The sequence below is a fragment of the Branchiibius hedensis genome (assembly GCF_900108585.1).
In the GTDB taxonomy this organism is placed as follows: Bacteria; Actinomycetota; Actinomycetes; order Actinomycetales; family Dermatophilaceae; genus Branchiibius; species Branchiibius hedensis.
Genome location: NZ_UESZ01000001.1, coordinates 2,707,214 through 2,726,976, shown reverse-complemented (window position 1 = coordinate 2,726,976; position 19,763 = coordinate 2,707,214). Strand labels below are relative to the sequence as shown.

The window sequence follows — 19,763 nt, the reverse complement described above, 5'->3', positions numbered from 1 at the left end:
AAACTCGGCGTCGTGCACGAATTCGACGAGACCACCCGAGCGCTCGGCGACGAGGTACTGCGCTACACCAAGGAACGTCTGGCCCTGGATCCAGTGCCGTTGGACTTCCCGCGCACCAAGGCCGAACTCGACACCGTTGCCGCCGGCGCCATCTCCGCTGGTGGGATCGGTGGGCTGGCCGCGATGCGGCTGTTCGAAGAGGACCTCGCCCCCGCCTGCCTGTCCATCGACCACCCCCGCTATCTGTCCTTCATCCCGTGTGCGCCCACGCGTGAGGCGGCGATGTTCGACCTGATCGTGGGTGCGTCCTCCATCTACGCCGGGTCGTGGCTGGAGGGGGCCGGCGCGGTGTACGCCGAGAACCAGGCGCTGGACTGGATCGCCTCGTTGGTGGGGCTGCCTGCATCGGCCGGCGGAGTCTTCGTCCCGGGCGGCACCATCGGCAACCTGTCGGCGCTGGTGGCCGCCCGCGCGACGGCCCGCGCCCGCACCGGTCGGCGCCCCTACCGTGTGGCCGCGACCGCCGGCGCGCACTCCTCCATCCAGTCCGCGTGCGATGTCATGGACGCCGAGTTGGTGCCCGTCGACGTCGAAGACTGGCGCCTGACCGGCGACAATCTGCGGGCCGTCCTGGAAGCCGAGGGCACCGAGGACTTCTTCGCCGTCGTCGCGACCGCCGGCACCACCAACTTCGGGATCATCGACGACCTGGCCTCGGTCGCCGACGTGTGCGAGGAATACGGCCTCTGGCTGCACATCGACGGTGCGTACGGCGGCGCCGGGCTGGCCGCTCCATCCGTGCGTTCGCGGTATGCCGGGATCGAGCGGTGCGACTCCTTCATCGTTGACCCGCACAAGTGGCTGTTCGCGCCGTTCGACTGTTGTGCGTTGCTCTATCGCGACCCGAACCTGGCGCGCGCGGCGCACACCCAGCACGCGTCGTACCTCGATGTCCTCAACGACGCCGAGGACTGGAACCCCACCGACTACAGCATCGGGCTGACCCGACGGGCGCGCGGACTGCCGTTCTGGTTCTCCCTGGTCGCCAACGGGACGGCCGCCTACACCGCCGCGATCGAGCGGACGTTGGAGGTGACCAGGTACGCCGAAACGCAAGTTGCGCAGCGCCCGTACGTCGAGGCGGTGCGGGCTGCTGATCTCACCGTGCTGGTCTTCCGGCGGCTGGGTTGGGAGCCGGCGGACTACTACGCCTGGTCGGACACGCTGCTGGAGTCGCAGCAGGGCTTCGTGGTGCCGACCTCGCACGCCGGGGAGACGTTGGCGCGGTTCGCGATCGTGAATCCGAAGACCTCCGAGGCCGACATCGACGCGATCCTGGATTCGATGGCCTGAGCGGCTGCTGCGCTGGTCTACTGGTGGGATGACGGTCGGAGCCGAGCTACGCCCTTCGACCCCGGACGATCCGCCTCGCCGGATGCGGGAGTGGCTCGCGGTCGCCCTCGTGGTCGTGGTGGTTCAAGCCGCTCTCTATATCGGGTTTCTGCTGTTCACCGGCCGGTTCGTCATCGGTGCGGCGGCGCTGACCCATCCGGTGGGCGACTACTGGGTGACGCGGGCGCAAACCGTCAGCTGCTTCAAGGACATCCCCGGCACCGACGAGGTCCAGGTGGTCGTCACAACCGGAGCAAACGTGAGAGACGTCGACGCGCAGGTGCGCAGCGAGACGCCCGCCGCGATCGACGTCGCCGCGACAGGTTTGGAGAATGTCTTCCTCGACGACGGGATCCTTTCGGCCTCACTCCAGGATCGCATTGTTCATCTCTCCGAGCCGCGCGGGAACCGGCCGCTCATTTCTGGCGGCCAGTCGATCGAAGTCTGCTCCGATCCTGAATGACATCGGTGTAGTTCGCGACTACGATCGGTGCCATGAGTGAGCCGCTGCACGCCCCGACGCCGTCCCCGGAGCCGACCAGCACGAGCGGTTTGTCCGAGCGCGACCGGCAGATCCTGGCTTTCGAGCGCGACTGGTGGCGTCAGCCGGGCGCCAAGGAGCAGACGATTCGCGAGACCTTCGGGCTGAGCTCGACGCGGTACTACCAGATCTTGAACGACCTGATCGACCAGCAGGCAGCGCTCGAAGCCGACCCGCTGTTGGTGAAGCGGCTGCAGCGCTTGCGCTCCTCCCGGATGCGCCAGCGCACCGCCCGTCGCCTCGGTTTCGACGACCCCAGCTGAGTCAGACGCCGCCGCGCAGCAGCACCCCGCCGTCGATCGTGACCGTCTGACCGGTCATCCAACCGGCATCCTCGGACAGCAGGAACGACACCACTCCGGCGATATCCGTCGGTTCGCCGAGCCGCTTCAACGGGTACGGCGCCGCGACCTCTTCCTCGCGGCCCTCGTAGAGAGCAGTCGCGAACTTCGTCTTCACCACGGCCGGTGCGACGGCGTTCACCCGGATCGAGGGACCCAACTCGACCGCCAACTCCTCGGTGAGGTGGATGACGGCGGCTTTGGTCACGCCGTACATCGCGATGCCCGGCGCAGGACGCAGGCCGGCGACGGAGGCGACGTTGACGATCGCGCCGCCGTGCGCACCCATCCAGGCTTCGTGCGCGAGCTTGACCCACGCCAGCCCGGACAGCACGTTGACGTCGAACATCTTCTGCGCCGCACGCGGCTCCAGCGACAGCAGCGGCCCGTACGCCGGGTTGATGCCGGTGTTGTTGACCAGCAGGTCCAGCGAACCGAAGCGCTCGATCGCCAGGGCGATCGTCTCGGCCTGGTGCTGCGGGTCGTCCGCCTTGCCCGCGACGTACGCCGCCCGCTCGGGCCCCAGCGCATCGACCGCCTCGATCAGGGCGTCCTCGCCGCGCGCGGTGATGACCACGTTGGCGCCGTCGTCGATCAGTCGCTGCGCGATGGCCAGTCCGATCCCGCGGCTGGCGCCGGTGACGATGGCCGTCTTCCCGTCATGGGTGCTCATAAAAAATCAATCTCCCGTGCTTGAAAATAGGTACCGACAAGTAAGCTGCGTCACATGAACGTGTCGGCGGCCACCATCCTGCGCGTCAGTTTCGGCAACGCGGAGCGCTTGCACGCGGTCACCGCCGACAGTCTGCACTCCGTCGCTGACGCTATCGAACGCGCGGGCAAGGATCCGCAGGTGCGGGTCATCGTCATCCACGGCGACCAGCGCTCGTTCAGTGCGGGCGCCGACCTGTCCGGGCAGGAGGACCCGGCCAGCTCCGCCACCCTGGATGCGGTGGAGCGGCTGATCCACGCGATCCGCGACGTACCTCGTCCCGTCGTCGCCCTCGCCAGAGGAGCCGTCGCCGGGGTCGGCGTCTCCATCGCGCTGGCCGCTGACCTGGTGCTGTCCGACGAGGACACCTACTTCCTGCTGGCCTTCACCCGGATCGGCCTGATGCCCGACGGCGGCGCCACCGCACTGGTGGCCGCCTCGATCGGTCGGGCCCGGGCCATGCGGATGGCGCTGCTGGCCGAGAAGCTCAGTGCGCGCGACGCCTACCGGCAGGGTCTGATCGCCGGTGTCTACGAGCAGTGCTCCTACGACGCGCGCACCGCCGAGATCATCGAGCAACTCAGCGCCGGCCCCGCCGCGGCGTACGCCGAGACCAAGCGGGCGATCAACGCCGCCACCCTCGATCAACTGGACGGCGCGCTCGACCGGGAATCGACCGCGCAGGTCCGGTTACTCGGCTCGAACGACTTCGCCGAAGGGGTTGCCGCGTTCTACGACAAGCGGGCCGCCGTCTTCCGCGACCAGCCGCCGGTCCAGTGAGCGGCCCCCTCGCGGGCGTCCGCGTCATCGAGCTGGCCGCGATCGGTCCGGCGCCCTTTGCCGGGATGCTGCTCGCGGACCTGGGAGCCGAAGTGATCCGGATCGACCGACCGTTGCCGGACCCGGGCTACGAAGCCATGCACTCGGTGCTCAACCGCGGCCGCCGGCGAATGACCCTGGACCTCAAGAGTGCGCAGGGTGTTTCCGTCGTACGCCGATTGGCCCAGTCCGCCGACATCCTCACCGAGGGCTTCCGGCCGGGTGTCGCCGAACGGCTCGGCATCGGTCCCGCGGAGCTGTTGGCGGACAACCCCGCGCTCGTCTACGGGCGGATGACCGGCTGGGGCCAGCACGGACCGCTGGCCACGGCTGCCGGGCACGACATCGGCTACATCGCGCTGTCCGGCGCGCTCGCACCGCTGGTCGGATCCGACGGGGTGCCCGTGCCGCCGCTGAACATGCTCGGCGACTTCGGTGGTGGCGGAATGCTGCTCGCGGTCGGCGTGCTCGCGGCCTTGCAGCACGCGCGGGCCACCGGTGAGGGTCAGGTGGTCGACGCCGCGATCGTCGACGGGGCTGCGCTGCTGACCGCGATGCACCAGGCGATGCGGGCGATCGGTGCCTGGTCGGCCCCGCCCGGGCACAACCTCTTCGACGGCGGTGCGCCCTACTACGGCGTCTTCCGCACTCGCGATGACAAGTTCCTGTCGGTGGGTGCGATCGAACCGCAGTTCTACCGGCTCTTGCTGGACGGTCTCGGCTTGACCGATGTCGACCCGGCGACCCAGAACGACCAGTCCACCTGGCCGCTGCTGCGCACCCGGGTCGCGGGCCGGATTGCCGAGCGCACCCGCGATGAGTGGATGGCCGTCTTCGGCGGCACCGACGCGTGTGTGGCGCCGGTCCTGGAGCCGGGTGAGGCATTGGCCGATGCCCACTTGGCCAGCCGATCGACGTACGTCGAGCAGGACGGGGTGCAGCACCCCGCCCCTGCGCCCCGATTCTCTGCAACCCCCACGCAACTGCACTCCGCCGGCGGGGAAGATGAGACCGAGAAGATCCTGGCCGAAATCGGCTGGGACAGCACCCCATCGAAGGATCGATCATGAGCGAAGCCCTCATCTACGAGGCGATCCGCACGCCGCGCGGCCGCGGCAAGGCGAATGGATCGCTGCACGAGATCAAACCGGTGAAGTTGGTGACCGGACTGATCGACGAGCTGCGCACCCGGATGCCGTCGCTCGACGTCGAGGTGGTCGACGACCTGATCCTCGGGGTGGTCAGCCCGATCGGCGACCAGGGCGCTGACATCGCCAAGACAGCGGCGCTGAAAGCCGGATTGCCCTACACGACAGCGGGTTTGCAGCTCAACCGGTTCTGCGCAAGCGGCCTGGAGGCAGTCAACATCGCCGCCGAGAAGGTTCGCTCCGGCTGGTACGACATGGTGTGGGCCGGCGGCGTCGAGTCGATGTCCCGGGTGCCGATGGGCTCCGACGGCGGCGCCTGGGCGCAGGACCCGGAGACGGCGCTCGCGACGGGTTTCGTGCCGCAGGGCATCGGTGCCGATCTGATCGCGACGATCGAGGGTTTCAGTCGCACCGACGTCGACACCTACGCGGTCGAGAGCCAGGAGCGGGCCGGTAAGGCGATCGCCAACGGACTCTTCGACCGGTCGGTCGTGCCGGTGCGCGACAACGCCGGTCTGCCGGTGTTGGAGAAGGACGAGTTCCCGCGACCGGGCACGACCGTCGAGTCGCTCGCCGGGCTGAAACCGTCGTTTGCGCAACTGGGTTCGCAGGCCGGTTTCGACGACGTGGCGCTGACGAAGTACCACTGGGTGCCGGCTATCGATCACGTGCACCACGCGGGCAACTCCTCCGGGATCGTGGACGGCGCCTCGCTGGTCGCGATCGGCACCTCCGAGGTCGGGTCCCGCTTCGGACTCACGCCGCGGGCGCGGGTCGTGGCGACGGCGGTCTCCGGTGCGGATCCGACGATCATGCTGACCGGTCCCGCACCCGCGGCCCGCAAAGCCCTTGCGCGCGCAGGCCTTTCGGCTTCCGATATTGATCTCTACGAGATCAACGAGGCGTTCGCCGCGGTGCCGCTTCGCTTCATGAAGGATCTGGACATCCCGCACGACAAGGTCAACGTCAACGGTGGCGCCATCGCCCTCGGTCACCCGCTGGGTGCGACCGGGGCGATGATCCTGGGCACGTTGCTGGACGAGTTGGAGCGCCGTGACCTGCAGACCGGCCTCGCGACGCTCTGCGTCGGTGGCGGAATGGGCATCGCGACGATCATCGAAAGGGTCTGAGCCACCATGACTTCCGAAGCAGTTCGCTACGAGCGCGACGAAAACGACGTCGTCACCTTGATCCTGGACGACCCGAGCGGGTCGGCCAACGTGATGAACGACGCCTACACCCAATCGATGCACCGTGCGGTACGCCGATTGGCCGAGGAGCGCGACCAACTCGCCGGTGTCATCGTCACCAGCGCGAAGAAGACCTTCTTCGCCGGCGGTGACCTCTCGATGCTGTCGCAGATCACCCCGGAGACCGCTGTCGACGCGTTCAATGCCGCGCAGGCCGTCAAAGCCGATCTGCGCGAACTGGAGACGCTCGGTCTGCCCGTGGTCGCCGTACTCAACGGGACAGCCCTGGGCGGTGGCCTGGAGATCGCGCTGGCCTGCCACCACCGGATCGCGGTCGAGGGCCGCGGCACGGTCTTCGGTCTGCCGGAGGTCACCCTCGGTCTGCTGCCCGGCGGCGGCGGAGTCACCCGCACGGTGCGGATGTTCGGGATCGCCAATGCTGTGACCAACGTGTTGCTCGAGGGCAAGTCGTTCCCGCCGGCGAAGGCGCTGGAGCTGGGTCTGGTCGACGAGGTGGTGCCCACGGTCGAGGACGGGCTGCGCGCGGCGCGGACGTGGATCGCGGAGCACCCGCACGCCGTACAGCCCTGGGACGAAAAGGGATACCGGATGCCGGGAGGGTTCCCGCGGCAGATCGCCGACCAGTTGGCGGTGTTCCCGGCGATCCTGGTCAAGCAGCTCAAGGGTGCGCCCTACCCGGCGCCGCGGGCCATCCTGTCGGCGGCGGTCGAGGGAGCGCAGGTCGACTTCGACACGGCGACCCGCATCGAGAGCCGCTACCTGGTCGAACTGGCCAGTGGTCCGATCACCAAGAACATGATCAAGGCCTTCTTCTTCGACTTGCAGACGATCAAGAAGGGCGGTTCGCGACCGGCCGGGATCGAGCCGCGGAGAGTGTCGAAGGTCGTGGTGCTCGGTGCCGGCATGATGGGCGCCGGAATCGCTTACCAGTTGGCCAAGTCCGGCATCGACGTGGTGTTGAAGGACGTGACCGTCGAGGCGGCAGCGACCGGGAAGGGCTACTCGCAGGGTCTGGTGACCAAGGCGGTTTCGCGAGGGCGGATGACCCAGGAGGCGGCCGACGCGTTGCTGGCGCGGATCACGCCCACCGGGACGGCCGAGGACGCAGCGGGCTGTGACGCCGTGATCGAGGCGGTCTTCGAGTCGCCGGAGTTGAAGCAGCAGGTCTTCGCGGAGGTGGCGCCCTTCATCGCGCCGGATGCGCTGTTGTGCTCCAACACCTCCACGCTGCCGATCACGTTGCTGGCGCAGGGCGTTGACCGGCCGGCCGACTTCATCGGACTGCACTTCTTCTCCCCGGTCGACAAGATGCCGCTGGTGGAGATCATCCGCGGCGAGCAGACCTCGGACTCGGCGTTGGCGCGGGCGTTCGATCTGACGTTGGCGATCAGGAAGACTCCGATCGTCGTGCACGACTCGCGCGGCTTCTTCACCAGCCGGGTGATCGGCACCTTCGTCAACGAGGGTCTGGCCATGCTGGCCGAAGGTGTCTCGCCGGTGTCACTGGAACGCGCTGCGACACAGTCGGGTTACCCGGTCGGGCCGTTGCAGTTGTCCGACGAGCTCAACCTGGAACTGATGGCCAAGATCGCCGACGCGACGGCTGCCGCGGCGGGCGAGGGGTACGTCGAGCACCCAGGGACCGGTGTGGTCCGCACGATGCTGGCCCAGGATCGCGCAGGCAAGAAGGCGGGAGCCGGGTTCTACGACTACTCGGGCGGTCGCCGTACCTCGTTGTGGTCGGGACTGGCGACGACGTTCCCGGCGGCCGACCCGATCCCCTTCGAGGACGTGCAGGAGCGGATGCTCTTCGTGGAGGCGCTGGAGAGCGTCAAGTGCGTCCAGGAGGGCGTGCTGACCTCGGTTGCCGATGCCAACATCGGCTCGATCATGGGGATCGGCTTCCCGGCGTGGACTGGCGGGGTGCTGCAGTACATCAACGGTTACGAGCACGGATTGAAGGGCTTCATTGCCCGGGCCGGTGAGTTGCAGGACACGTACGGCGACCGGTTCGCAGTCCCGTCGCTGCTGCAGGAGATGGCTGATCGGGACGAAACCTTCGTCTGATCCAGCTGGGGTGTTGACTCTGACACGGTGTCAGACGGTCAGGTGAACACACCATGTTGAGTATCGGAGAGTTCGCCCGGGTGGCCGGGGTGTCCGTGCGGATGTTGCGGCACTACGACCAGCTGGGTCTGCTGCACCCTGCGTCCGTCGACCCGTCGTCGGGCTATCGGTCGTATTCCGCCAGCCAGTTCGATCGAGTCAACCGACTGGTTGCCTTGAAGGAACTGGGGTTCTCGTTGGCCACGGTCCGGGAGTTGCTGGACACGACCGACGAAGCCACTCTCGGCGATCGATTGCGCCTCAGACGCGATCAACTACGCGATCAGATCGAGGCCGATGGCGTGCGGCTGCGGCAGATCGAGGCGAGGCTCCGAATGATCGAGAAGGAGAATGCCATGTCTGATTACGTTCTGACCTCGCTTGCCCAGGTCACTCTCGCCCAGGTGAGCGACACCGTCAGTGGCCGCAGTGAGATCGGCGACCGGATAGGTCCGCTGTTCGAACTGGTCACGGCAGCGGTCGATTCCGCTGGCGTACCCATCGCGGGTCCGGCGCTGGCCACCTACACCGTGCACGGGGATGAGATGGAGATCGCGGCGGCTGTCCCGATCCCGGATGGCTCCGCTCCGGCGGGCACGTCGGCGGTCACGCTCACGGCCGTGCCATCGGCCGTCACGACGCGCTTCGAGTCGGAGGTCATCGATGACATCGTCGGCGCATGGCAAGACCTGGTCCGGGAGGTCGAAGCGCGCGGGCTGACCCCGAACGGTGTGTGCCGGGAGGTCTACCTGGAGACACCGCAGAGCGGTAGCGGCCGCTGGGTCGTCGACTTGCAGCAACCGGTGGCGTGAGCATTTCGCGGGCTTCATGACCCCGAGTCATGAAGCCCGCGACCTGCTGCCGGTCAGGACCAGGCGCGGATGATCTGCCGGATCACGACGGTGAACCCGACCCCGGTGGCGGTGAGGTACTGGCCGTAGAGCCGGCGCAACCACGGGTTCAGAAAGACCGACGCACCGTAGACACCGACCGCGATCGCACCGAGCCGGGCACCGCGCTCCACCGCGACCCAGCCGGTGAACGGCACCAGACTGCAACGCAGTTCACCAGCGGTGCGCGCGTAGACCTTCACCGGCACCCCGTTGAGCGCTTGATGCAGGATGCCCCGCGGACCCTCCTCGCGCAGGTCGCGCGCAGCGGTCTGCCACATCCGCGGTGTGGTCCACGGCGCAGGGAAGGTCCGGCCGTTGCGGGCGGCGACCGTGTTGACCAGCACACCGGTCAGCGAGCCGGCGATGAGCGCGCCGGAGAACTTCGGAATGCGCGACGGTTCGGCGGCGGCGAAGAACACCAGCGACATCTCGGCCATCACCGGCCAGCTGATCGCTTCAGCAAAACCCCAGCCACCGGCGAGCAGCAGGCCCCACCGGCTCTCGACCAAGGAGTGCACGGCGCGCCAGGTCCGCGACGTCTTGGTCTCTGCTGGGCCGAGCCCCAGGAGGGCGCTGACCCGGGTGCGCAGTTGCTCCGGTGTTGGTTCGTGCATCGCCGCGCCGATCCGGATCTGCATCGGCGCCGGGCGGAAGCGGCCGCGTTTGGGGAGCACGTCACCGGTGCCCAAGAGCGCCACGGGTACGACGGGGACGTTGAGATCGTGGGCGAGTCGGGATGCCCCAGAAGCGAATTCGGCGACAGAACCGTCCGTGCTGCGGGTCCCCTCGGGGTAGAGGACCACGGTGCGGCCATCGTCAACGGCCTCGCGAGCGGCAGCCAGCAGACCGGCGTACGCGCCATGTTCGTGCCGGCGCACCGGCAACCCGCCAGCTAGTCCCGTGATCAACGCTCGGCGCCACCACACGTCGAACCAGTAATCGGCGGCTGCCGCGAACACCGGTTTGCCGCTCGGCGGCAGACCGGCCATCAACGCGGCGGTGTCGGCGTGCGAGGAGTGGTTGGCGACCAGGATCCGGCCGCGACCATCAGGGCTGGCTGGAAGCTGCCCGGACACGGTCAGGCCACCGGCCAGCGCGCAGGCACCCCGCCAGAGCCCGCGACGCAACCGGCTCGGTAGGTGGATCCGCTGGTTGGGGAGCAACCTCATGACAGCACCGCCGCCAGCGGTAGCACCAGAAGCAGCGAATCGATCCGATCCAGCAGCCCACCGAAACCAGGCAACCAGTCGCCGGCGTCCTTCACTCCAGCCTGTCGTTTGAACATCGACTCCAACAGATCACCGAGCACCCCGCCGAAGGCGACCGCGATCACCAGGCCGACGGAGATGGTGCCCAGCAGCGTGAGGACGACCACCGCGCCGATCACGGCCCCCGCCAGACCACCGACGGTTTTGTTCGGGCTGAGCGGAGACAGCGGGCGCGCACCCCAGGCGAACCGTTTGAATCCCTTCCCGCCGCACCACGCAGCCACATCCGTGGCAGCCGCGGCGAAGCAGACCAGGAACGCGTTCTCCCACAGGATCACCAGGTGGGCCAGCGACCACGCGATCCACACCGTGCCGAACCCGGCGAACGCCGTCCGACGCACCCCGTCACTCAGATCGCCCTCGAAGATCGACGGCAACGCACACAGCAGGACCACGAGGGGGACAAGGGCCAGATAGGCCGGGTGCAGCCACGCCAGCAACGGGTAGGCGATGGCGCACGCCAACAGGATGAGTCGTTCCGGCCGGGGCAGCGCGATCATCCGGGAGTACTCGGCGCTGGCGATCACCGCCAACACGATCGCCAGCGCTGCAGTGGTGCCCTTGCCCAACCAGATCGGGATGCCGACGACCGGCAGGATCAAGACCCACGTCAGCCACTTCTGGCGCAGCTCCTGCTTGCCGGAGAGGAGCACTGCGACACCGGCGAGCGCCAGGATCGCGACCGTGACGATCAGGTAGAAAACGCCCCGGCCGCCCAGATGGATGGAGAACGGTCCGGCATCGAGGTCGAGCCGTAGTGAACTGCGGTCCAGGTGCAGCAGTTCGACGTACCAGTCGACCAGAGCGTCGGGAAGTTTCACGAGGCGGCCACCAACTCCCGGTGGGTCGCGCTCAGCCGGGCGATCGCCGTACCCAAGGAGCCGATGACGATCAGGGCCGCCCAGAACGTCAGGGCGCCAGGGAAGGCAGTGGCGAGTACGGCGACCAGGCACCTCTCGGTCTTGCCGAAGGGTCCGCCGTTGCGCCGGGTGGCGCCCGCGCCGGCGGCGGCCAGGGAGGCGAAGGTGGGCAGGGTGGCGGCCACTGCGGCCACGAGAACGTAACCGACCTGCGGACTGGACCACCCGGCGTACTCACGGGCAGCCAACGCGGTCAGTCCGGCGAACATCAACAGGTCGCTGAGCCGGTCGCCGATCTCATTGAGCACGAATCCCCACGGCCGACTCACCCCGCGGGCGCGCGCGACCGCCCCGTCGAGGTTGGCACCGGCCAGGCGGATGGCCAGGGCGATCAGCGCAGCCCACCACCAGCCGCGCCAGATCACCAGGGCGGCGGCGACGGCACCCAGTACGCCGATCAGAGTGAAGACGTCGGGAGAGATGCCACGGCGTACTGCGTCATCGGTGATGACCTGCAGACGACGGGCGTACCACGGTTTGAGCGCGTACAGACCTTGCACCGGACCCCTCCCAGGCGACGTCCACCCATCCAAGCACGATCGGGGGTCCGAATCGTTTGCACTCACAGGCCGAGAGTGCCAATAATGGCATTAGCACTCTCGCCTTGAGAGTGACAAAACTCAGTAAGACAAGTGGCCGCAGGGCGAGGGCCTCAGCGGGTGGATGACGTGAGTTCACCGGCTCGGCTCGTCCGTCGCGGGCGTCATGCGGCCAACCCGTAACGCGACGTGTGGGAGGACTACCGCACATGGCTAAGTTGATTGCTTTCGATGAAGAGGCGCGCCGCGGCCTCGAGCGGGGTATGAACACCCTCGCCGACGCCGTCAAGGTGACGCTGGGCCCCAAGGGCCGCAACGTGGTGCTCGAGAAGAAGTGGGGCGCCCCCACGATCACCAACGATGGTGTGTCCATCGCCAAGGAGATCGAGCTCGACGAGCCGTACGAGAAGATCGGCGCCGAGCTGGTCAAGGAAGTTGCCAAGAAGACTGACGACGTCGCCGGTGACGGTACGACGACCGCCACCGTTCTGGCCCAGGCCATGGTCCGCGAGGGCCTGCGCAACGTCGCCGCCGGCGCGAACCCGATGGCGCTCAAGCGCGGCATCGAAGGCGCGGTTGCTGGTGTCAGCCAGGCGCTGCTGGACAACGCCAAGGAGATCGAGACCAAGGAGCAGATCGCTGCGACCGCGTCCATCTCCGCTGCTGACCCGCAGATCGGTGAGTTGATCGCCGAGGCCATGGACAAGGTCGGCAAGGAAGGCGTCATCACCGTCGAGGAGAGCAACACCTTCGGTCTGGAGCTGGAGCTCACCGAGGGTATGCGCTTCGACAAGGGCTACATCTCCGGTTACTTCGTGACCGACACCGAGCGCATGGAGACGGTCCTGGAGGACCCCTACATCCTCATCGTCAACTCCAAGATCAGCACCGTGAAGGACCTGCTGCCGCTGCTGGAGAAGGTCATGCAGTCCGGCAAGCCGCTGGTCATCATCGCTGAGGACGTCGACGGCGAGGCCCTGTCCACGCTGGTCGTCAACAAGATCCGCGGCACCTTCAAGTCGGTCGCCGTCAAGGCGCCGGGCTTCGGTGACCGCCGCAAGGCCATGCTGCAGGACATCGCGATCCTGACCGGTGGCCAGGTCATCTCCGAGGAGGTCGGCCTCAAGCTGGAGACCGCCGAGCTGGAGCTGCTGGGGCGCGCCCGCAAGGTCGTCGTCACCAAGGACGAGACCACCGTGGTCGAGGGTGCCGGCGACGCGTCGCAGATCGCCGGCCGGGTCAACCAGATCCGCGCCGAGATCGAGAACAGCGACTCTGACTACGACCGCGAGAAGCTGCAGGAGCGCCTGGCCAAGCTGGCCGGTGGCGTGGCCGTCATCAAGGCGGGTGCTGCGACCGAGGTCGAGCTGAAGGAGCGCAAGCACCGCATCGAGGACGCCGTCCGCAACGCGAAGGCTGCCGTCGAAGAGGGCATCGTCGCCGGTGGTGGCGTGGCTCTGCTGCAGGCGACGGACGCTGCGTTCGCCGACCTGAAGCTGGAAGGTGACGAGGCGACCGGTGCGAACATCGTGCGCGTTGCCGCCGAGGCTCCGCTGAAGCAGATCGCGCTGAACGCCGGGCTCGAGCCGGGCGTCGTGGTGGAGAAGGTCCGCAACCTGCCCGCCGGTGAAGGTCTGAACGCTGCGACCGGTGAGTACGTCAACATGGTCGACTCGGGCATCATCGACCCGGCCAAGGTGACTCGCTCCGCGTTGCAGAACGCTGCGTCGATCGCCGCGCTGTTCCTGACCACCGAGGCTGTCATTGCTGACAAGCCCGAGAAGGCGGCTGCTCCGGCAGGCGACCCGACCGGTGGCATGGGGGACATGGGATTCTAATCCATGGGTTTCTAATCCAAACCTGCACGAAGCGAAGGCCGCTCTCCCACGGGAGGGCGGCCTTCGCCGTACGTTGAATGTGTTGGGACTCGGCCAGGTCAGCTGATGGTCATCTGGGCCAGGCGGATCATGTTGCCGGACGGGTCGCGGAAGCCGCAGTCGATCCCGTAGGGGCGCTCCTCGGGCTTCTCGTAGAACTCGACGCCTTTGGCGGACAGCTCCGCGTAGTCGCGGCGGACGTCGTCGGTGACCAGGAAGACCGCGCCGATCAGCCCGGTGGACATGGCCTTCTCGACCAGGTCGTGCTGCTCATCGGTGAAGACGGGGGCGCCGGGAATGCTCATCAGGACGATCTCGATGTCCGGTTGGTCCTTCGGGCCGACGGTGAGCCAGCGGAAGCCGGGCATTTCGGGGAAGCTCCAGTCCGAGCGCAGTTCGAAGCCGACCTTGGTGGTCCAGAAGTCAAGGGCGACCTCCTGGTCGTGGACCCAGACGTTGATGCTGGAGATGGTGATGCTCACGGGTTTCCTCCTGTAGCGGTTTCGGTGCCCACGACGCTACGAGGTGGGAGTCGCCGGGTCTTCTCGAAACGTGCGCAGTTGGGGTCGGGCCTCTCGGCGGACGACGCAGCCGGGGATCGCGAACCTCGGCGTCTGCGCGAACTCGGCCCGGTACTGGGTCGGCGTCTGGCCGTACATTCGCTTGAAACTGGTCGTGAAGCTGCCGACCGAGGTGAGCCCCACCTCGGCACAGACCCGTGCGACATCGTGGTCGGTGTTGCGCAACAAGGTGGCGGCGCGTTCGAGGCGACGGGTCAGCAGGTAGCCGTGCGGGCTGATGCCGAATGTCTCCCGGAACGCGCGGGAGAAGTGCGCCTGACTCAGCCCGGCGGCTGCGGCCATGTCCGCCACCCCGATCGGCTCGTCGTACCGGTGATCGGCGAGGTCGCGGGCTCGTAGCAGGTGACGTTCGATCGGCAGGCCCACGATCACAGTCTGCCGTGCTCAGAACTCGCCACGTGCTCTGCGCGCAGCCCACTAGGGTGACCTGGTGCCGGAATACCAGCGGATCCACGTGTCCTACAACGGCCGGCTGGGTGTGCCGGTCGGTCTCTTCGTGGCCGTGGACCATCTGCGCCGGGCTGGTCGGCTCTCGCCGGACGATGAGGCGCTGTGGCTGACCGTCGACGATTGGTTCATCGCGAATCTGCCTGAGCCGCCGCAGTATTCCGATGGGAACACCGCCGGCGTCGTGACGTGGTTTAAGCCGCCGCTGCCCGCTGCGATGCAGCGTCGGGTCGAGGTCGCGACGGGACTACTGAGCAAGTACGGCGTGCCGTGGTCAATCAGTGAGTCCGATGACCCGGGCGAGATCGTGTACGAAGACGATTTCCAGGTGGCTGTCGTGCCGCCGGTCCGTGGTGAGCCGTCGCCGATGCCGGCAGGGGTGACGCTTGGGCCAACGACGGGCGGTTCGAAGCAAAGCCTGGGCACGGACGCTTCTGCAGCCGCACGGCGCCACCTTGCCTACTACGCAACGGAACTCGCCGACCGGGCCAACCGCCCTGCGTCGCCTGACCGGCAGCGGCAGTTGGCGGCGTTCATAGCGCAGTGTGAAGCCCTTGAGCTCGCGACGATCCTGGAGGTCGGCTGTGGCGGCGGCCGGGACGGCGTGGCGTTGCAGGAAGCTGGATTCGATTACCGCGGAGTCGATCTCACGCCCGAGGCGATCGACATTTGCTCCGAGCACGGTCTGGCGGTGACGGTCGCGAGTGCGGCGGATCTGCCGTTCGAGGACGACTCGTTCGACGCGCTCTGGACGATGAGTACGTTGATGCACCTGGACGGCGACGGCTTCTCTCGGGCGGTCGCGGAGGTGGGGCGCGTCGTACGTCCAGGTGGTCTGGTTGCGGTCGGTCTTTGGGGTTCCGAGCCCCCTCGCCGACGCGTCGACGAACATGGTCGACTCTTCGTGCGACGCTCGGATTCACAAGTACGGCAGGCTCTTTCGCGCATCGGCTCGGTCGAGACGTTCGAGACGGGTCAGTGGTACGACGATGGCGAGCACTATCAGTACTTCACCCTTCGAGCGACCTGACCGTCGGCTCTATCCACAGATTTGTTCGTGGCCGGTTGGCTGTCGGTGCTGGGTCGTAGGGTGGTTTTCAGGGGCAGGGTTCGGGGCGCCGGGGAGGGGTGTGGCGGGCGTGAAGATCGATGAAAGCCGTTCGGGCAGTGGGCAACTCGGTGGGCCTGTGGTCGTGGCGTGTGCTCCGTCGAGGGTGGTACGACGCTCGGATGCCGCTGGTGATCCGGTGGGCGCATTGTTGGATGAGTTGCACGACGTGCTGGACCGGTTCGCCGCGTTGGATTCGTGGGACGGGTCTTCGGTGGAGGATGCGCGTCGGGCGTCGGGTCGGTTGGCGTCGGCGAAGGCGCGGATCGATGGGGTGCTGGTGTCGGTGGCGTCGGCGTTGCGGTCGGCGGTGACGTCGGCGGGTGGTTCGGTGGCTGAGGTGTCCTCGATCATGTCGGGTGAGTTCGGTGGGGACCGGCGGGATGCGCAGGCATTGGTCAACCTGGGGGAGCAGTTGCAGCACGCGCCCGCGACCGGATCAAGGTTGAGTAGCGGTGGGGTGTCTCGGGAGCAGGCGGGGGTGATCGCCCGGGGGCTGGCGGCGTTGCCGGACAGTGTGGCGCAAGCGGACCGGGACGCGGCGGAACGGGCGTTGTTGGAGGCGGCACCCACGATGACGTTGGTGGATTTGCGGCGGCGGGCGACGCGGATGCGGGAGGCGTTCGAAGACGTTGCGCAGGCCGACGCGCACGAGGACGCGGTGTTGGTGGATCAGGAGCAGGCTGCGTGGGCGCAGGCGTCGTTCTGGATGCGTGAACACAAACCGGGGCTGTTCAAGGGCGGGTTCACGCTGCCCGAGCTTCAAGCGCAGATGCTCAAGACCATGTTGGAGGGGATCAGTGCGCCCCGCCGGTTCCATCTGGAGACTGGCAACCACGGTGGCGGTGCTGGTCGCGCTCGGGCCAGCGGTGGTCGCGCCAACGGTCGTCGGGCCACGGGTTCGGGGGCTGCGGGCGGCGAGGGTCACGAAGGCGGACCCGTTCCGCCGGACTGGGCGCGCGGCAGCGAGGATGCCGTCGCGGAGCCGGCGCGTGGCGGCTGGCCGCGGACCGGGGCGCAGGCGGACGCCGAGATCGACGCCGCTGAACTGGCGGAGGCGGGTGGGTTGCCGATGGACACCGCACACCGCGAAGGTCGCGCCCTGGCGCAGTTGTGTGAGCACTTGCCGTTGGACAAGCTCCCGGGTGCCGGGGGTATCTCGGCGGTGCTGACGGTGAACCTGGACTATGAGACGTTGGCTGTGGGTGTGCGGGCGGCGACGTTGTCTACCGGGGGCAGGGTCAGTGCTGGTGAAGTGCGGCGACTGGCGTGCGGCGCCTCTTTGATCCCGCAGGTTTTCGACGGGAAGTCGTTGCCGTTGGATCTTGGCCGGGCGAGGCGGTTGTTCACGAATCATCAGAGACGGGCGGCGGAAAACCGGTACGGCGGGTGTGCTTTTCCCGGGTGTGATCGGCCACCGGGGTGGACCGAGGGGCATCACTGGCGAGAACCGTGGGCTGCTGGTGGCACCACGAACCTGGATGATCTGGCACCGCTGTGCGCCTCGCATCACCGCCGGGTTCATTACGAACACATTCCTGCCCGGCTGCGGGACGGGGTCCTGGAGTTCTTCGTGGCGCCCAGAGGCGGTGGCCCCAAGGAATGGCGAAGCAACAACCGGTGGCGCGTCGGCCCGCTCGCCCGGTGATACGTGCAGCCGACCCGCTCGCGCGGTGACTGTGCAACCGCGGGCCTGCTCGCGCGGTGACTGTGCAACCGCGGGCCCGCTCGCGCGGTGACCGTGGATTTGGTCTGCGGTCCGGAGGCGAGGTGTACCAATGGGAACGGGTCTGATGGGGTAGAACGGCGGCCCCGGATGGTGGATCAGCTACGCAGGTCGAACCAGGCGAGCGTCTGCTCGACCTCCGGGTGGTCGTGCGGGCGGCGTACTTCGCGCACGTCCGGCCAACCCCAGGAGCGGACGGTTGCTGCGACGCCTGGGGTACCGTCCTCGCCAGGCGCGCGGCGGTCTTCGTTGGTCTTGCCGATGATCAACCGGCCGCCGGGTCGCACGACGTGATCGACGAGGTGCTGCACGAACGCCAGTCGTCGATCAGCGGGCACGTATTCCAGTCCGGTGCGGACAACGTCGAACCGCATCGGTGGTCGCCAGGACGCGGCGTTAGCGGTCCAAATGCGTTGCGCCCATCGGGGATAGCGCGATCGGGCCAATTCGGCGAGGGCGGCCGAGATGTCAACGCCGTAGGGCTCGACCCGCAGTCCGCGCTCGGCCGACCAACGGTGGACCGAGGCCATCAGCAGTCCGTTGGCGCACCCGACGTCGAGGAAGGTGCCGTCCCGGTCGATCGCTTCCATCACGATCGACCGGGAGCGCTCCCATTCCTGCGCGGTCCCGGAGTGACCGGAGCCCATCCGTTCGTCGCCGGCGAGGTAGGCCGGCTCAACGATGGCGAGAACGCGTCGGTGCCACTCGCCGGAGTCGATCTCGCCGCTGGCGTACGCCGCGTCGATCGGGGCGAGAACGTCGTAGCCGTGTTCTTTGGCGCGCTCCCGGTCTGCCGACTCAGCGGGCAAGGGCGCCCATCGGGTCCCACGCAGGCAGCACGGTCGGCTCCTGCTCGAGCGCGGCCTGGAGGTCGGCGGGGAGGGCGTCGCGGCGTACGGCGATTTCGAACACGTACTCGCCGAACCAGTTGTCGTTCATGGTCATGAAGCCCTTGTCGCCCTTCTCCGAACCCCAGCTGTTCTCGACGCGCCAACGGCGCGGCGCGTTGTCCAGCAGGTCGACGCCGGTGAAGAGCATCGCGTGGGTCATCAACGACTCGTGGTGCAACAGGCGGTCCGCCTTGCTCAGATCGGACGTCACGTTGTAGATCGCGTCGTAGTCGAAGAGTTTGGCGTCCCAGATGCCGAGGTTGGCGTCGCACATTTGCGAGGTGTCGCAACCGAACCACACCGGCTCACCGCCCGAGATCGCTTCAACAGCAAGCTTCTTCATCAGATCCACCTCGATGTTGAGGTAGGTGACCGGGCGCGCGCCCACCACGTTGCCCAGGTGCGCGACGGTGAAGGTCTGGCCGTACGGGTGGCGCGGGTCGTTGACGACGCACACGTAATCCTCGAGCGGGATCGTGACGTATTCGGCGGCGAACTCCTGCGGAGTCATCGTGCCCTTGCGGTGGAAGCCGGAATCCTTGTCCTTCCACTGCCACACAAAGGAGTCCGGGGGAGTGCCCAGGTGCAGGGATAGCAGCCGGTGGACCGTTGTCAGTACGTCGGCCTTGGCCTGGCCGAGCTCCTCGCCGGACGCTCCGTCCGCTGCCCGCTTCCGCAGATCACGGGCCGCCTGTCGCAGGACGACGGACAGGTCGCGGTTCATCAGGTGCGTGTTGCTCGAAGAATTCGTCTCCGGCATGGCGGTTTTCGGCACCAAGCCGTGCTTCTCGACGAGGGCGGTGAACATGTTCCACTGGCCGCCGTCCTCGGCCGACCGGTCCAACAGCAGCGCCACCGTGCGGTCGTCCACGTCGTCGCCGGCCGTCTCGATGATCGACTCCAGCCAGAAGTTGGCCTTCTCGAACTTGTCCCAGAAGAGCAGGTAGTTCTGCGAGAACTCGAAGTCCTTGACGTCGAGCTTCTTCGCGGCGCCGGCCCGCAGCAGGTTGGTGCCGGCGAACAGCCAGCAGCGGCCGCTCTTCTCCTGATTGGTGGCACTCCAGTCATCGAGCAGCTCGGAGACCGAGTGGTCGATTGACGTGACGACGCGGCGGTCGATCGCGACCTTGTCGATCGGGGTCGTGGCCACGGCGTTCTGCAGCAACCGGGCGGTCGGATCCGCGTCGAAGTTCTTGGTCAGCTGTTCGGTGAAGTCAGGTGTCAGTTCAGCAGTCACCCATCGA

At 67.5% G+C, this 19,763-nt stretch carries 19 protein-coding genes; 11 read left to right on the top strand and 8 right to left on the bottom strand.

Features of this window, described 5'->3' with window-relative positions:
• The first annotated feature begins 12 nt into the window (after positions 1-12).
• The 3 genes from DR843_RS13180 to DR843_RS13170 are packed head-to-tail and all read left to right on the top strand — an operon-like array spanning position 13 to position 2,196.
• Complete coding sequence (locus DR843_RS13180) at positions 13-1,353, top strand: pyridoxal phosphate-dependent decarboxylase family protein (RefSeq protein ID WP_109686505.1); 1,341 nt, start codon at positions 13-15, stop codon at positions 1,351-1,353.
• A gap of 28 nt (positions 1,354-1,381) precedes the next feature.
• Positions 1,382-1,855, top strand: coding sequence for a hypothetical protein (locus DR843_RS13175; protein ID WP_146202583.1), 474 nt, complete (start codon positions 1,382-1,384; stop codon positions 1,853-1,855).
• Positions 1,856-1,887: 32 nt separating this feature from the next.
• Positions 1,888-2,196, top strand: coding sequence for a DUF3263 domain-containing protein (locus DR843_RS13170; protein WP_109686501.1), 309 nt, complete (start codon positions 1,888-1,890; stop codon positions 2,194-2,196).
• 1 nt (position 2,197) lies between these two features.
• On the opposite strand, the gene DR843_RS13165 is transcribed toward DR843_RS13170, so the two are convergent.
• Positions 2,198-2,947 carry an SDR family oxidoreductase gene (locus DR843_RS13165; protein ID WP_109686499.1) on the bottom strand — a complete coding sequence of 250 codons (750 nt, stop codon included), beginning with the start codon at positions 2,945-2,947 and terminating at the stop codon, positions 2,198-2,200.
• A gap of 54 nt (positions 2,948-3,001) precedes the next feature.
• Here DR843_RS13165 and DR843_RS13160 point away from each other — a divergent pair, with 54 nt between their 5' ends.
• From DR843_RS13160 to DR843_RS13140, 5 genes are read left to right on the top strand one after another with little or no spacing between them, the layout of a single operon-like run.
• Positions 3,002-3,766: an enoyl-CoA hydratase-related protein gene (locus tag DR843_RS13160; protein WP_109686497.1), complete on the top strand. Its 765-nt coding sequence runs from the start codon at positions 3,002-3,004 to the stop codon at positions 3,764-3,766.
• Positions 3,763-4,875: a CaiB/BaiF CoA transferase family protein gene (locus DR843_RS13155; protein WP_109686495.1), complete on the top strand. Its 1,113-nt coding sequence runs from the start codon at positions 3,763-3,765 to the stop codon at positions 4,873-4,875. Before DR843_RS13160 ends, DR843_RS13155 begins: the two co-directional genes overlap by 4 nt.
• Entirely contained in the window at positions 4,872-6,083 is a 1,212-nt protein-coding gene (locus DR843_RS13150; RefSeq protein WP_245934124.1) for an acetyl-CoA C-acetyltransferase, read from the top strand. The genes DR843_RS13155 and DR843_RS13150 overlap by 4 nt, the downstream gene beginning before the upstream one ends.
• 6 nt (positions 6,084-6,089) lie before the next feature.
• On the top strand, positions 6,090-8,231 hold the full coding sequence (locus tag DR843_RS13145) for an FAD-dependent oxidoreductase (protein ID WP_109686490.1): 2,142 nt from the start codon (positions 6,090-6,092) through the stop codon (positions 8,229-8,231).
• 53 nt (positions 8,232-8,284) lie between these two features.
• Positions 8,285-9,082, top strand: a complete 798-nt coding sequence (locus DR843_RS13140) for a MerR family transcriptional regulator (protein WP_109686488.1) — start codon at positions 8,285-8,287, stop codon at positions 9,080-9,082.
• 53 nt (positions 9,083-9,135) lie between these two features.
• Here DR843_RS13140 and DR843_RS13135 read toward each other — a convergent pair whose 3' ends face one another.
• From DR843_RS13135 to DR843_RS13125, 3 genes are read right to left on the bottom strand one after another with little or no spacing between them, the layout of a single operon-like run.
• On the bottom strand, positions 9,136-10,332 hold the full coding sequence (locus tag DR843_RS13135; RefSeq protein WP_109686486.1) for a lysophospholipid acyltransferase family protein: 1,197 nt from the start codon (positions 10,330-10,332) through the stop codon (positions 9,136-9,138).
• Entirely contained in the window at positions 10,329-11,252 is a 924-nt protein-coding gene (locus DR843_RS13130) for a phosphatidate cytidylyltransferase (protein WP_109686484.1), read from the bottom strand. Before DR843_RS13130 ends, DR843_RS13135 begins: the two co-directional genes overlap by 4 nt.
• Entirely contained in the window at positions 11,249-11,851 is a 603-nt protein-coding gene (locus DR843_RS13125) for a CDP-alcohol phosphatidyltransferase family protein (protein WP_109686482.1), read from the bottom strand. The genes DR843_RS13130 and DR843_RS13125 overlap by 4 nt, the downstream gene beginning before the upstream one ends.
• Positions 11,852-12,099: 248 nt before the next feature.
• Between DR843_RS13125 and groL the strand changes: the two genes are divergently transcribed.
• A complete protein-coding gene (gene groL / locus DR843_RS13120; protein ID WP_109686480.1) occupies positions 12,100-13,728 on the top strand; it encodes a chaperonin GroEL in 1,629 nt (542 codons plus the stop codon).
• 98 nt (positions 13,729-13,826) lie between these two features.
• Here the strand turns inward: groL and DR843_RS13115 are convergent, their stop codons facing one another.
• Positions 13,827-14,249: a VOC family protein gene (locus DR843_RS13115; RefSeq protein ID WP_211310243.1), complete on the bottom strand. Its 423-nt coding sequence runs from the start codon at positions 14,247-14,249 to the stop codon at positions 13,827-13,829.
• A 36-nt stretch (positions 14,250-14,285) separates the two neighbouring features.
• A complete protein-coding gene (locus tag DR843_RS13110) occupies positions 14,286-14,714 on the bottom strand; it encodes a helix-turn-helix domain-containing protein (protein WP_245934123.1) in 429 nt (142 codons plus the stop codon).
• Positions 14,715-14,778: 64 nt separating this feature from the next.
• Here DR843_RS13110 and DR843_RS13105 point away from each other — a divergent pair, with 64 nt between their 5' ends.
• Entirely contained in the window at positions 14,779-15,825 is a 1,047-nt protein-coding gene (locus DR843_RS13105) for a class I SAM-dependent methyltransferase (protein WP_109686478.1), read from the top strand.
• A 217-nt stretch (positions 15,826-16,042) separates the two neighbouring features.
• Entirely contained in the window at positions 16,043-17,551 is a 1,509-nt protein-coding gene (locus DR843_RS13100; protein ID WP_170119865.1) for an HNH endonuclease signature motif containing protein, read from the top strand.
• 176 nt (positions 17,552-17,727) lie between these two features.
• Here the strand turns inward: DR843_RS13100 and DR843_RS13095 are convergent, their stop codons facing one another.
• The gene (locus DR843_RS13095) at positions 17,728-18,438 is read right to left on the bottom strand and encodes a class I SAM-dependent methyltransferase (protein ID WP_146202582.1); all 711 of its coding nucleotides are present in this window, start codon (positions 18,436-18,438) and stop codon (positions 17,728-17,730) included.
• Complete coding sequence (locus tag DR843_RS13090; RefSeq protein ID WP_109686474.1) at positions 18,428-19,756, bottom strand: C1 family peptidase; 1,329 nt, start codon at positions 19,754-19,756, stop codon at positions 18,428-18,430. The genes DR843_RS13095 and DR843_RS13090 overlap by 11 nt, the downstream gene beginning before the upstream one ends.
• Between the last annotated feature and the right edge of the window lie 7 nt (positions 19,757-19,763).